Genomic DNA, 13833 nt, shown 5'->3' with positions numbered 1-13833 from the left:
AGTCCTATCGGCCGCCAGCAAGCTTGCGATGGCGTTGAGCGATTCCCTGTACGCCATAGGGATAATCAGGCGGCATCGGCGAACTAACGGCCGAAAGTCGGTCCATTTCGTCGTCAGCGAGCCTGAAATCCGCGGCACCAAGGTTGTCGGCAAGTTGCCCCGGGGTGCGGGCACCGAGGATAACCGAGGTAACGGCTGGCCGGGCGGCCAACCAGGCGAGAGCCACCTGTGCCATCGTTACACCGCGCGTTTTGGCTATCTCCTCGACAGCCTCGATGATTGCCCATGTGCGTGCCTCGGCGTTGCGAGGACCATAGGCTTCCATGCCGCGATTGGGGTTTTCGCCGAGCCGCGTGGTGCCCGCCGGCAGCTCATCGCGCTTGTACTTGCCTGAAAGCCAGCCGCCACCGAGCGGCGACCATGGCAACAGTCCCATTCCTGCATCGAGACAAGCGTCGACGATCTCCAGCTCAATATCGCGCACCAACAGGCTATACTGCGGCTGCAATGTCACTGGCCGACTGTAATTCCTCGCCTTGGCAATCTCCGAAGCCTTCGCAATATGCCAGCCGACGTAATTCGAAAACCCGTAATAGGCGATCTTACCGGCACTGACCGCGTCGTCCAGAAAGCGCAGCGTCTCTTCGATCGGCGTCAGGGCGTCCCAGGCGTGCATCTGGTAAAGATCGACGCGTTCAACACCGAGCCGCCGTAGCGAGGCGTCGAGAGCGTCGCCGAGATGGCGGCGAGAAAGACCAAGATCATTTGGCCCAGATCCCATCGGGAATCGTCCCTTGGTGGCGACGACCGCCTGTCTCGCCTCGGTCGGCCTCGCCTTAAGCCAGCGGCCAACGATCTCCTCCGACGCCCCAGCCGAGTAGACATCGGCTGTATCGACGAAATTGCCGCCCGCGGCGAAAAAAACATCCAGCAGACGAAACGACGTTGCTTCATCGGACTCCGCGCCGAAAGTCATGGTGCCGAGGCAATGGACCGAGACGATGGTGCCGCTCGGTCCGAGCTTGCGATATTGCATGGGGTTCCTCCGCCTTGTTTGGCTAGCCGGACGGCTGGGCTTTCATGGGAAAGCGATCCGGCCACCGCTATTTATCACACAAATTCGCGTGGCCGGAGCATGTCCTTCTCGCTGATGTGCATCGATCTGATCGGACCCTCTGAAAAAGAGCGCTTTTGGGCGCCCCAAGGCTGGGAGTCCTTCCGTGCCCCTCATATGGAAAAGCCCCGGAAAACCGGGGCTTCTCGTTCGTCTTGGTCTGTCTCAGATCTCGGCCGCGGCTTCGTCTTCCGGCGGCCGGCTGCTCCAACCGAGCCGCTCGCTCGCCCGCATGACGACGTAGAACAGGAGCGGCACGAAGAACAGGCCAACGGTGGTGGAAGCGATCATGCCGCCCATCACGCCGATACCAATGGCGTTCTGCGCCGCCGAGCCGGCACCCGTCGCTATGGCAAGCGGAGTGACGCCGAGAATGAAAGCGAGAGACGTCATGATGATCGGGCGGAGACGAATGCGAGCGGCGTGCAACGCTGCTTCGATCAACCCCTCGCCTTGCCGCTGCAGGTCGCGAGCGAACTCGACGATCAGGATCGCATTCTTGGCGGCGAGACCAATGGTCGTGAGCAGGCCGACCTTGAGATAGACGTCGTTGGATTGCCCAAACAGCTTGGCGGCGAGCAGCGTACCGAGCACCGAGATCGGCACCGACAGCATAACCGCGAACGGGATGGTCCAGCTCTCGTAAAGGGCGGCAAGGCACAGGAACACCACCAGGAAAGCCACCGCATACAGCATGTTGGCCTGCGCGCCAGACAGCCTCTCCTGATAAGAAAGACCAATCCAGCCTGTGGTATATCCACCGCTCTGTTTAGAGGCCAAGGCCTCCATTTCGTTCATCGCTTGGCCGGACGACGCACCGAAACCTGCGTTGCCCTGGATATTGATTGCCGACACGCCATTGAAGCGCGACAGTTTGGGCGGGCCGAAAGACCAATTGGTCTCCACGAAGGAAGAAAACGGCACCATCTCGCCCGATCCGTTGCGGGCATACCAACGATTGAAGTCGTCGGGCGTCATACGGAACGGCGCATCAGATTGCAGGTAGACGGGCTTGATCTCACCGCGATCGATGAAGTCGTTGACGTAGGAGCCGGCCCAGGCAGTTGTTATGATCGAGTTGATGTCGGCCAATTCGATCCCGAGAGCCGTCGCCTTCTCCTGATTGATGTTGACGTGCAGTTGCATCTGATTGGGCTGAGCGTTTTCGCGCACCGCCATCAGCAGGGGATTCTGGTTCGCCTGCATCAGGACCTGATCACGGGCCGCTTCCAGAGCGGCGCGACCATTACCGGCGGTGTCCTGCAGATACATGTCGAATCCGCCGGTGATGCCCATGCCGGGAATAGCCGGCGGCAACAGCGTGAAGATCATGGCATCCTTGATCTTCGAGGTCGCCATCATCGCACGGCCAACGACGGCCTGCGCCGATAGCCTTGGGTCGGTTCGCCCCTTGAAATCCTTAAGGCGCACAAAGGCAAAACCAGCATTCTGGCCGGAACCGGCAAAAGAGAAGCCGGTCACCGCCATGACGCTCTCCACCGCCTCCGTCTCATTCTTCAGAAAATAGTCGGCATACTCGTCGACCACCTGCTTGGTGCGTTCCGTCGTCGCCCCAGAGGGCAGCTGGATCATGGCGAGCAACACGCCTTGGTCCTCAGTCGGGATGAACGAGCTCGGCAGCTTGTCGAACATGAAAACAGCGCCGCCAACCAGCGCCAGGAACACCACCAACATGCGCACGGGACGACCGATAATGCCGCGCACCGTCCGCTGAAAAACCGACGAGGAATCGTCGAAGCGGCGATTGAACCAGCCAAAGAAGCCCCGATGCCCGCCATGACTCGGCTTCAACATAGTCGCGCAGAGCGCAGGTGTCAGGACGAGGGCCACGATAACCGACAGCAGCATGGCCGACACGATCGTGACCGAGAACTGTCGATAGATAATACCTGTGGCACCGCCCATGAACGCCATGGGTACAAACACCGCCGACAGAACCAGTGCGATGCCGATCAGCGCGCTGGTGATCTCGCGCATCGACTTCTGGGTCGCCGCCTTCGGATGCAGCTTCTCCTCGGTCATGATGCGTTCGACGTTTTCTACAACGACGATGGCGTCATCGACCAGCAGACCGATGGCCAGCACCATAGCAAACATGGTGAGTGTATTGATGGAATATCCCATCACCGCGAGAACGCCGAAGGTCCCGAGCAGCACGACCGGTACGGCAATAACCGGGATCAGCGTCGCCCTGAAATTCTGAAGGAACAGATACATCACCAGAAAAACAAGGACGACAGCTTCGATCAGCGTCTCGACCACCTTTTCGATCGAGAGCGTTACGAAGGGCGTCGTATCGTAAGCGTATACATATTCTACGTTTTGCGGCAGCGACGGCTTCAGTCGGTCGAGCGTGTTGCGAACATTCTGAGCGGTTTGAAGTGCGTTGGCGCCCGAGGAGAGATTGACGCCAAAACCCGCGGCCGGTTTACCGTTGTAATAGGCTTGCGTGGAGTAGCTTTCGGAGCCGATTTCAACTCTCGCCACATCACCGAGCCGGACGATCGAACCGTCCCGCTGCGTTTTCAGGATAATATTGCGGAATTGTTCGGGTGTCTGCAACTGGCTCTGGGCGGTTATGGTCGCGTTGAGCTGCACACCCTCGACCGCCGGCCGTCCACCGATCTGGCCGGCAGAAACCTGCGCGTTCTGCGCCTTAACCGCATTTGCCACGTCACTGGGAGTGAGCGTGAACTTGTTGAGTTGATCCGGATCGAGCCAAATGCGCATAGCATAGCTCGAACCGAACAGTTGCAGGTTGCCGACGCCTTGGACGCGGAGCAGTTGGTCTTTGAGACGTGTCGAAACGATATCGGCGAGATCCGTGCCGTTGAGCGTCCCATCGCTCGACACCAGTGCCACTGCCATGAGGAAAGAGTTCGTCGACTTGCTAACAGTGATGCCTTGATCGATCACCGCTTGGGGCAAAGTTGATTCGATGAGTTGCAGTTTGTTCTGCGCCTGCATCTGAGCGATGTCGCCGTTGCCCTTGTTGGAGAAGGTCAGTGTGATCGACGACGAACCATCGGAGGTCGACGACGACTCCATGTAGTCGAGATTGTCGAGCCCGTTCATGTTCTGCTCAATGACCTTGGTCACGGCATTTTCGACGGTTTCGGCACTGGCCCCGGGATAGGTAGCTGAGATGCGCACGGTGGGCGGCGCGATCTCGGGGTATTGCGAGATCGATAGTGTCGAGATGGCAAGAAGTCCCGCCAGCATAATGGTGATCGCGATCACCCAAGCGAAAACGGGACGATTGATGAAAAATTGAGCCATGCCTTGCCTCGACGAGGTCGGTCCGCCGGTTGGGGCGAATCCGGAAGCGAAAATCGGTCAGCGCACCGATGTGCGCCACGCGGTCGGGCCGAAGGCGGCGTGAGCCGCCGGCCGGCCTGTTGATTGGTTCAGGGCGCCTTAGCCGGCGCGGCAGCGGGAGCTGCCTGCTGCTTGACGAGACCGTCGGCGCCAAGCTCCACCTCGGCAGACTTCACTTCCATGCCAGGGCGGATCTTCTGCACACCCTCGATGATCAGCCGATCGCCGTCGGACACGCCCTTTTCGACCACCCAGCTGAAGCCGTGGGCGCGATCAGCGGCCAGCATACGCGCCTCAACCTTGTTATCGGGTGTGAGAAAATAGGCCGTCGCTTGGCCGGTCACGCTACGGCTCACAGCACGCTGCGGCAGCAGGAAAATATTCTCCTCGGTGCCAATCTCAACGGCGGCACGCATATACATGCCGGGTAAAAGACGAAGCTTCGGATTGGCGAAGCTTGACCGAAGGGTAACTGTGTCGGTGGTTTCGTCGACATTGGCTTCGGTCGAGATGATGCGGCCGACTTCCTCGTAGGTCGAGTTGTCGTCGAGCTTGATAGTTACTTTCGGACCTTCCTTGCCCGCGCTGACACCGTCGCCCTCGATCGCCTGTCGCATGCGATTCATGCTGGTGCTCGACGCGCTGAGGTCGACATAAATCGGGTCGATCTGACGAATGGTGGCGAGAGCCGTTGCCTGCCCTGCCGTGACCAGCGCGCCCTCGGTCACCGAGGAACGACCGATCAAACCAGAAATCGGCGCCTTCACCTCAGTGTAGCCAAGGTTGATTTCCGCCGTGCGGACGGATGAGGCCGCGGAAGCGACAGCAGCCTTGGCCTGCAGGAGTGCCGAGCGTGCCTCATCGATGTCCTGCTTGGAAACACCATTGACGTTGGCGAGCTCTTGGTAGCGATCGAACTTCGCCTGCGCACTCGGTACGCTCGCCTCAGCCCGCTCGAGATCGGCTTTGGTTGCGTCGAGCGTCGCCTGATAGGACCGAGCATCGATCCGATAAAGGACGTCGCCGGCATTGACCCGCGAACCTTCCTCGAACACTCGCTTTTCGATGATGCCGCCGACCTGCGGCCGAATCTCGGCCACTGCCGAAGCCGCCGTGCGTCCCGCGACTTCCTCAACGATCGGGGCCGAAGCGGGATGAACGACGATAAAGCCGACTTCCGGCGCCGGCATCTGCATGCCGCCGGGCGCCCCACCGCCGGGCGCGCCAGCCGGCGCCCCGCCACTCTTGGCACCCAGCATGTCGCCGGCCTTGTGCAACACCGCACCCACCTGTTCACAGCCGGAGACCAGCGGCAACGCAACGGCGAGCAACAATGCGCCGCCAGCCAGCTTCTTGAGATTCGTCACTTCTTCTCTCCGGATACGGACGGCATGGTTTTTTGGGGATCGGTATTGGCAAGAGCGGCTAGGTTATCCGGCCGGTTCCACCAGCCACCACCGAGAGCTTGGAACAGCGCCACCGCGTCCAGATAACGCGAAGCTTCGGCGGAAGCGCGGGAGAGCCTTGCTGACTGGTAGGTGGATTGTGCCGTTAGCACGTCGGTATAAGAAACCGTACCTGCCTTGAACAGTGTTTGGGACAGATCGAGGCTTTCCTTCGCTGCCTTTTCCGCAGCAAGATACCCGGCAAGCGCCTGACGGTCGTGCTGCAGCGCACGCAACGCGTTGGCGACATCCTTAAAGGCGGCGAGGACGGTTGAACGATAGTTGGCTAACGACGCCTCATAGGCCGCGTCGGCAGCGCGCTTGCTATGGAGCAGCGCACCACCCTTAAAGATCGGTTGGGTAAGACCGGCGGCGATGCTCCACCCGGTGGCACTGGAAGCGAACAAATCGCCAAGATCGGCCGCCGATGTCGGCAGAGAGGCAGAGAGGGTCACCTGCGGCAGCATATCGGAGATTGCGACACCGATCTCCGCCGAGGCTCGATGAAGCTGCGCTTCCGCCGAGCGGATGTCGGGACGCTGTTCGACGAGCGCCGACGGGACGCTGAGGGGGAGTGCATGCGGCAAAACGAGGCCGGAAATGCGGAATTTACGGGAAGCGTATTGATTTGGAAAATCGCCAACCAGCGCGGCAATAGTGTTCTGTTGCTGCGACAAAGCTTTTTGCAATGCCGGCAGAGACGCCTGCGCCTGGGCGAGCGCCGCCTGCTGCTGCAGAACGTTGGCGCGTGCCGCCGTACCAACGCTGACCTGGTTGTTGAGAACGCCAAGCAACTCCTGATAAGAGGCAATCACCTCCTGCGAGGCGGCAATCTGTTCGCGATAGGACGCTTCCTGAATGACGGCCTGGGCCAGACTGGAGGTAACTGTCAGATAGGTTGCCTCCGCCGTGAAAGCCTGTGCCTCGGCCGAGGCCTTTGAGGCCTCCACGGACCTGCGAGTACCGCCGAAAATATCAAGCGGATAGGATAGCGACGGCGTAACGCTATAGAGCGTGTAAAGGCCGACGTTGGTGCTGCCGGTCGAATCGGCGCGCGTCGCACTGCTCGAGAGCGACAGGCTCGGAAAAAGGCTGCCACCCGTCGCAAGAGCCGTCTCGTTGGCCTGCTTCAATGTCGCCCGTGCTGCATCGAGATCCGGATTTTTCTCGATCGCCTGCTTCATCAGCGCGTCGAGATCCTTGTTGCGGAACAGCTCCCACCAACGAGCCGGAACATCGGCGCCATACGCGATGTTCGTGCCTGTCGCCCGACCGGCGGTAGCATCACCGGAGCCGAGATAGCCCGCTCCAGGATCCAGAGCTGGCTTTTCAAAGTCCGGACCGACCGCGCAACCGGCGAGCATCGTCACCGACAGGAGAAGAGAAACAAGCCGAGCCGGCGTCATAAATGCCCCCACCCCAAAGAACCAAACACCCGACGGGATACTCCCCTGTACGGTCAAAGCACAATCAAAAGACGACCACATGACCGGCTACCCGGCTCATCGTGTCGAAAAGGCCACCCCATTGAAGCTGGCAACCAAAATTCTTGATCGTACGCAAAGTCAAAGAAGACGTTTGGCCTATCTCAAAGTCAATCTGCGAACGAGAGCCGGGCGACAAAGTGAACAAACAAACGGCCCAAACTTGTGTGCCGATTCGAGGAAACCGACAAAAAAGTACCATATTTTGCAAATGATCACTTTTCAAGCGCGCAGGCTGAGGCCCCGGATCACGAAATCGACGAGGTGATCACACTTCTTTGTCATCTCCTCCACTGTGAACAGACTGAGGCCGCGAAACACGGCAGCTGGATCAAGGATGGTAACCAGGCAGTCGCAAACGGCAGCAGCGGTAACTTCAACGTCGCAGGGTGCAAATTCCCCATCGGCGACTCCATCATCGATCAGCTTCTCGAGCCGTCGCAGCAGCCGATGGAAGAAAGCAAGAGCGCTCGGTGGGGGGGTGGAATCGAGACCAATCAGGATTGCCATGCGCACCGGCATCTTGTCGCGAGCGAGGTGTATTTCCAGAATAAGATGCGCCATAGCCCGCAAACGAAGGGACGCCGAAGGGATGTCCGCTGTCGTTTCGATAGCCGCGTCGATCTCCATCACCCAACGTAACGCCACAGCATCGATCAGGCCGGCCTTATTGCCAAAATTCTTGAAGATATTGGCAGGCGACATACCGAGTGCTTTAGCAATCGACCCGATGGTCATATTCGCATAGCCCAATGCCTGCAGCTGCAGCTCCGCCTCATCGATAATTTCCGCGCGCGTATCGGCGCTCTTGTGCCAGGATCTTCTTGCCATGACCGGTTTTCTACCGCGAACCGTTCACCTCAGCCATTGGCGTTTAGCTGGAGTCAGCTTTTCCGCCGGATGGGCGTGTCCGTGACGCCGCTGGCGACGAAATCCGCCGGCAAATCTCAAGCCCCTTGCTGGATTGGAATTTGAGCCAGCGTCAAAACCGAGCTAAAGGCTTCAGCAACGCCGATTGAGGGGAGCTTGCCATGAAGATCGTGATGATAGGATCTGGCTACGTTGGTCTTGTTTCGGGGACATGCTTTGCCGATTTCGGCCATGACGTTGTGTGCATGGACAAGGCGGTGGAGAAGATCGAGGCGCTGGAGCGCGGTGAGATCCCCATCTATGAGCCCGGTCTCGAGGCGCTGGTAGCCGCCAACGTTAAGGCGGGCCGTATCACCTTCACGACCGACCTCGCCGGTCCGGTGGCCGAGGCCGACGTGGTGTTCATCGCCGTCGGCACGCCGTCGCGGCGCGGCGATGGCCACGCCGATCTGTCCTACGTCTATGCCGCTGCCCGCGAGATCGCCGCGGCGGTGAAGGGCTTCACCGTGGTGGTCACCAAGTCGACGGTGCCGGTCGGCACCGGTGACGAGGTCGAGCGCATCATCCGCGAGACCAACCCGGCCGCCGACGTCGCCGTCGTCTCCAATCCCGAGTTCCTGCGCGAAGGCGCGGCGATCGATGACTTCAAGCGGCCCGACCGCATCGTCATCGGCTATGAGGACGAACGGGCCCGCGAGGTGATGACCGAGGTCTACCGGCCGCTCTATCTCAACCAGGCGCCGCTGCTGTTCACCAAGCGCCGCACCTCCGAGCTGATCAAGTATGCCGGTAACGCCTTCCTGGCCATGAAGATCACCTTCATCAACGAGATCGCCGATCTCTGCGAGAAGGTGGGCGCTGACGTGCAGCAGGTGGCGCGCGGCATCGGCCTCGACGGCCGCATCGGGGCGAAGTTCCTGCATGCCGGCCCTGGCTACGGTGGCTCCTGCTTCCCCAAGGATACGCTGGCGCTGGTCAAGACCGCTCAAGACTATGACAGCCCCGTGCGCCTGATCGAGACCACCGTCGCCGTCAACGACATCCGCAAGCGGGCGATGGCGAGGAAAGTCATTCAGGCGGTGGGCGGCGACGCCCGTGGCAAGACGGTGGCCGTGCTCGGCCTCACCTTCAAGCCGATGACCGACGACATGCGCGACAGTCCGGCGATCTCCATCATCCAAGCGCTGCAGGACGCCGGCGCCACGGTGCGCGGCTTCGATCCCGAGGGCATGGACAACGCCAAGAAGCTGATCGACAACATCGCCTATGTCGGCAGCGCCTATGAGGCGGCCAAGGATGCCGACGCGGTCTGCATCGTCACCGAGTGGAACGAGTTCCGGGCGCTGGACTTCCCCCGCCTCAAGGCCGTGATGAAGGCGCCGGTGCTGGTTGACCTCAGGAACATCTATCGTCCTGAAGAGATCGAGAAGCACGGCTTCAGCTATACCAGCGTCGGGCGCGGCTCACCGATCGCCGGTTCCGTAGCCCAGGCGGCCGAGTGATGCGCTTCCTGATCACCGGCACCGCCGGCTTCATCGGCTTCCATCTCGCCCGGCGTCTTCTCGACGCCGGCCACTTCGTGGTCGGCTTCGACGGCATGACGCCCTATTATGACGTCCGGCTCAAGGAGGCGCGGCACGCCCTCCTCGAACGGTCGAACGGCTTTCGGGCGGTGATCGGTCAACTGGAAGACGCTGAAGCGCTCAAGCAGGCGGCTGAGCTGGCCGAGCCCGAGGTGATCGTCCACCTCGCCGCCCAGGCCGGCGTTCGCTACAGCCTCGAGAACCCACGCGCCTATGTCGACGCCAACCTCGTCGGCAGTTGGAACGTGCTGGAGCTGGCCAAGGCGTGCGAAGTGAAGCACCTGATGCTCGCCTCGACGTCGTCGGTCTATGGTGCCAATGACAAGGTGCCGTTCGCCGAGGCCGACAAGACCGATGAGCCGCTGACGCTCTACGCCGCCACCAAGAAGGCGATGGAGGCGATGGGCCACTCCTACGCCCACCTGTGGAAGATCCCGACCACCGCTTTCCGCTTCTTCACCGTCTACGGTCCCTGGGGCCGGCCGGACATGGCGCTGTTCAAGTTCGTCGACGCCATCGAGAAGGGCGAGGCGATCGACGTCTACGGCGAAGGCAACATGCGGCGCGACTTCACCTATGTCGAAGACTTGGTGGAGGCGATCGTCCGGTTGGTGCCCGTCGCCCCGAGCGAAGACAACCGCGTCACCGCCGAGGGCGTGATCGACACACTGTCGAAACAGGCACCGTTCCGCATCGTCAACATCGGCGGTGGCCAGCCGGTCGGCCTCTTGGACTTCATCACAGCCATCGAACAGGCGCTCGGCAAGCCCGCCGCCCGCAACCTCTTGCCCATGCAGAAAGGCGACGTGCCGCAGACCTACGCCGCACCCGATCTTCTCAAGGCGCTCACCGGCTACGTGCCGGACACCGATGTGCCACACGGCGTCCAGAACTTCGTCGAATGGTACAGGACCTGGAAGGGCTGAAAGACAAACGGGCAAGCGACCCCAAAAGGCTCGCTTGCCCGCAATTTGAAAAGCATCCGCTCGACCGACCGATAGCGAGCTGAACAGTCTGCCCTCAGTTTCGCTGGTAGATATCCTCGATGCGCTCGATATCGTCGTCGCCGAGATAGGCACCCGACTGCACCTCGATCAGCTCCAGCGGGATTTTGCCCCGGTTGGAGAGGCGATGACGGGCGCCAAGCGGCACATAGGCCGACTGGTTGATGGTGAGAAGACGCGGCGCTTCACCCTCGATCTCGATGGTCGCCGTACCGTTCACCACCACCCAATGCTCGGCCCTATGTTGGTGACGCTGCAACGACAGCACCCCACCCGGATCGACCACGATATGCTTGACGGCAAAATGCGATCCGCCAACCAGCGCCTCAATGTAGCCCCAGGGACGGAAGTCGCGCCGATGCAGCGTCGCCTCGCCACGCCCGCGCTCCTTCAGAGTATCGACCAGCCCCTTGACGGCTTGCGCCTGTTCGCGTGGCACGACCATCACCGCATCCGGCGTCGCCACCACGACAAGCCCCTCGGCGCCGACAACCGTCGTCAGGATGCCCTGGCTGTGAACCAAGCAATCGTGTGAGGCGAGGATCACGCCGTCGCCGTGGATGGCGTTACCCTCCTCGTCGCGCTCGCTCACCTGCCAGATGGCATCCCAGGCACCGACGTCCGACCAGCGGAAGCGCCCCTTCACCACGGCGATCTCCGCCGTCTTCTCGATCACCGCGTAGTCGATCGATGTCTTGCGCGCTGCCAAAAAGGCGTCCGGATCAAGCCGGACGAAGCCAATGTCCTCGGACGCCTTGTCGACGGCTTCGGAAGCGGCGGCGACAATGTCGGGTGCAAACTTGCCGAACTCAGCCAGCATCTGGCTGGCCTTGAACAGGAAATTGCCCGAATTCCATAGATATCCCTGCCGGAGATACTCGAGCGCAGTTGCAGCGTCCGGCTTCTCGACGAAAGCGTCAACGAGGCAGAGATCGTCGTTGCCATTCAGCGCGGCACCGGGGCGGATGTAGCCGTAAGCGGTCTTCGGCTCGGTCGGGACCAGGCCGAACACCACGATCTTGCCGGCCTCGGCTGCTGTGAGACCAAGCCGGACGGCGTCGCGAAACACCTCGTCGTCGAGCACCACATGATCGGCGGCCAGCGCCAGCACCGCGCTGCCTGGGCGCGTCTTTTCGACAAAAGCCGCGGCGGCGGCAACGGCGGCGGCACTATCGCGGCGCGACGGCTCCAGCACAACGGTTACCTTGACACCAACATCGGCCGCTTGGCGGCGGGCGAAGAAGCGGAAGGTATCGGAGGTGATCACCACGGGGTCGTCGAACAGCGTGGGGTCAGCCACGCGCCGCAACGTTTCCTGGTAGGTCGAAAGCTCGCCCGTCAGCGGCTGGAACTGCTTGGGGAAGGAATCGCGCGAAGCCGGCCATAGACGGGTGCCGGAGCCGCCCGCCAAAATGACCGGAACGATCTTGGGAGATGCTTGGGACATAGGTTCTCTCAGGCGGCGAAATGGCGGTTGAGGGCGGCCAGCATGTCGGCGAGCAACGCGTCGGTCGCGGCTGCGCTGTCCGTCTCGACATAGCAGCGGAGCTCCGGCGCGTTACCGGACTGCCGGAAGTGGACGATCTCACCGTTCGACAATACCAGGCGAAGCCCGTCGGTGTGGTCGACGGCCACCGGCGCTGCGAGACGCGGATCGAGTGCAACGCGCGCCTCACGCGAGCCGTCGATGGCAAGCAGCAGCTTTGCCCCATCGGCGGGGGCGATCTTCTTGAGACGATCGGCCTTCATGACACGCGGCGGCAAGTCTGCGACCAACGCTGACAAAGGCCTCTTCGCCTCGGCGGCGGCAACAAGGGCGGCGACCATCGGCAAGATGGCATCGCGAGTAGGCAGACGCGCGAGCGAGCCACCGGAAAGCGCGATGTCACTTTCGGTCAGGAACCCACCGTTGGCCTCGAAGCCAACGACGGGTGCCGTTTTGGCAGCCGCCATACCGGCAACGACGTAAGGGGAACCGATGCGGGTACGGACGACAGTCTCGAACCAGCCGGTCATCTCGATAGCCGATGTCGAAGAGATCGGCGTCACCACGGTCTTGGCACCGAGCCGACGAGCCGTAAGGATGCCGAGCACATCGCCATTTACCTGGCGACCGGCCTCGTCAATCACCAGGGGACGGTCGCCGTCGCCGTCGGTTGAGACCACGGAATCCAGCCGGTGAGCGGCAATCTCGCCCTTGGCGCGGGAAAGATCTTCCGGATCAAGTGCTTCGGTATCCACTGCGATGAAGCGGTCAGAACGGCGGAACGGAAACACCTCGGCGCCCAGGCCCTCGAGAATGCGGCCCGTGAGATCACGGCCCACAGCCGAATGCAGGTCGAGCCCGACCCGTAGCCCCTTAAGTGGCCGACCAGCGAAGGCGTCGGTATAGCGGGCGACATAGGCTTCGGCGATGGCCGGATCAACAGGTGGCAGGTTACCGCCGCCAGCGGAAAGAGTCTCGGCAATCAGAGCTTCGGCGCGGTCGCGCACAGGCGCCTCATCTTCCTTCAGGAATTCGCCATCGGGGCGATAGAATTTGATGCCGTTATAGTCTTCGGGAATGTGGCTACCGGTCACCATGACGGCCGGCGACTGACGGGCCAACGCATATACAGCCAGCGCCGGGGTCGGCACGTTGCCGGCATAAACAGGCGTCCAACCGGCAGCGGAAATGGCGGCCGCGGCATAGCCGGCAATCTCTGGACTGGACGCCCTGAGATCGGCACCAAGGTAGACAGTCCGCGACGAAACGCCGGAACAAATTACTTCCAGAAAGGCTCGTACATAAGCGGCCGTGGTAGGGCCTGTGAAATCAATAGCCGGGCCACGAAGACCCGACGTTCCAAAGCTGACGGACATGATATCTCACAGTCAAGAAGGACGATGATCGGAAGAAGTTGGCGGAATCTATCGAAGGAACGAAAAACCCTTTTATAGAGCGTGTAATCTGACGAACTAACGGGTGCAATCTCGCTGCGCGGCGGCCGCGGA

Annotated in this window: 9 protein-coding genes; 2 read left to right on the top strand and 7 right to left on the bottom strand. The window is 61.3% G+C overall.

Annotated features, from left to right (window positions below):
- Positions 1–4: 4 nt before the first annotated feature.
- The 5 genes from AB6N07_RS02990 to AB6N07_RS02970 form a co-directional block, all read right to left on the bottom strand.
- Positions 5–1036: an aldo/keto reductase gene (locus tag AB6N07_RS02990; protein WP_370676336.1), complete on the bottom strand. Its 1032-nt coding sequence runs from the start codon at positions 1034–1036 to the stop codon at positions 5–7.
- 243 nt (positions 1037–1279) lie between these two features.
- Positions 1280–4414, bottom strand: a complete 3135-nt coding sequence (locus AB6N07_RS02985) for an efflux RND transporter permease subunit (RefSeq protein WP_370676335.1) — start codon at positions 4412–4414, stop codon at positions 1280–1282.
- 128 nt (positions 4415–4542) lie between these two features.
- A complete protein-coding gene (locus AB6N07_RS02980) occupies positions 4543–5820 on the bottom strand; it encodes an efflux RND transporter periplasmic adaptor subunit (RefSeq protein ID WP_370676334.1) in 1278 nt (425 codons plus the stop codon).
- A complete protein-coding gene (locus AB6N07_RS02975; protein WP_370676333.1) occupies positions 5817–7304 on the bottom strand; it encodes an efflux transporter outer membrane subunit in 1488 nt (495 codons plus the stop codon). The genes AB6N07_RS02980 and AB6N07_RS02975 overlap by 4 nt, the downstream gene beginning before the upstream one ends.
- A 300-nt stretch (positions 7305–7604) precedes the next feature.
- Complete coding sequence (locus AB6N07_RS02970) at positions 7605–8213, bottom strand: TetR/AcrR family transcriptional regulator (protein ID WP_370676332.1); 609 nt, start codon at positions 8211–8213, stop codon at positions 7605–7607.
- 200 nt (positions 8214–8413) lie between these two features.
- Here AB6N07_RS02970 and AB6N07_RS02965 point away from each other — a divergent pair, with 200 nt between their 5' ends.
- Both AB6N07_RS02965 and AB6N07_RS02960 read left to right on the top strand, forming a co-directional pair.
- Complete coding sequence (locus AB6N07_RS02965) at positions 8414–9754, top strand: UDP-glucose/GDP-mannose dehydrogenase family protein (RefSeq protein WP_370676331.1); 1341 nt, start codon at positions 8414–8416, stop codon at positions 9752–9754.
- A complete protein-coding gene (locus tag AB6N07_RS02960; protein ID WP_370676330.1) occupies positions 9754–10761 on the top strand; it encodes an NAD-dependent epimerase in 1008 nt (335 codons plus the stop codon). The genes AB6N07_RS02965 and AB6N07_RS02960 overlap by 1 nt, the downstream gene beginning before the upstream one ends.
- 94 nt (positions 10762–10855) lie before the next feature.
- Here AB6N07_RS02960 and AB6N07_RS02955 read toward each other — a convergent pair whose 3' ends face one another.
- Positions 10856–12286, bottom strand: coding sequence for a mannose-1-phosphate guanylyltransferase/mannose-6-phosphate isomerase (locus AB6N07_RS02955; protein WP_370676329.1), 1431 nt, complete (start codon positions 12284–12286; stop codon positions 10856–10858).
- A gap of 8 nt (positions 12287–12294) precedes the next feature.
- The gene (locus tag AB6N07_RS02950; protein ID WP_370676328.1) at positions 12295–13701 is read right to left on the bottom strand and encodes a phosphomannomutase; all 1407 of its coding nucleotides are present in this window, start codon (positions 13699–13701) and stop codon (positions 12295–12297) included.
- Between the last annotated feature and the right edge of the window lie 132 nt (positions 13702–13833).

This window comes from Pleomorphomonas sp. PLEO (assembly GCF_041320595.1).
In the GTDB taxonomy this organism is placed as follows: Bacteria; Pseudomonadota; Alphaproteobacteria; order Rhizobiales; family Pleomorphomonadaceae; genus Pleomorphomonas.
This window is presented reverse-complemented; position numbering and strand designations above follow the sequence as displayed.

Excerpts from the sequence above, each read along its gene's own strand:
- AB6N07_RS02950 (WP_370676328.1), bottom strand. The coding sequence starts at position 13,701 with ATGTCCGTCAGCTTTGGAACGTCGGGTCTTCGTGGCCCGGCTATTGAT.
- AB6N07_RS02990 (WP_370676336.1), bottom strand. The coding sequence starts at position 1,036 with ATGCAATATCGCAAGCTCGGACCGAGCGGCACCATCGTCTCGGTCCAT.
- AB6N07_RS02965 (WP_370676331.1), top strand. The coding sequence starts at position 8,414 with ATGAAGATCGTGATGATAGGATCTGGCTACGTTGGTCTTGTTTCGGGG.
- AB6N07_RS02960 (WP_370676330.1), top strand. The coding sequence starts at position 9,754 with ATGCGCTTCCTGATCACCGGCACCGCCGGCTTCATCGGCTTCCATCTC.
- AB6N07_RS02970 (WP_370676332.1), bottom strand. The coding sequence starts at position 8,213 with ATGGCAAGAAGATCCTGGCACAAGAGCGCCGATACGCGCGCGGAAATT.
- AB6N07_RS02985 (WP_370676335.1), bottom strand. The coding sequence starts at position 4,414 with ATGGCTCAATTTTTCATCAATCGTCCCGTTTTCGCTTGGGTGATCGCG.
- AB6N07_RS02955 (WP_370676329.1), bottom strand. The coding sequence starts at position 12,286 with ATGTCCCAAGCATCTCCCAAGATCGTTCCGGTCATTTTGGCGGGCGGC.
- AB6N07_RS02975 (WP_370676333.1), bottom strand. The coding sequence starts at position 7,304 with ATGACGCCGGCTCGGCTTGTTTCTCTTCTCCTGTCGGTGACGATGCTC.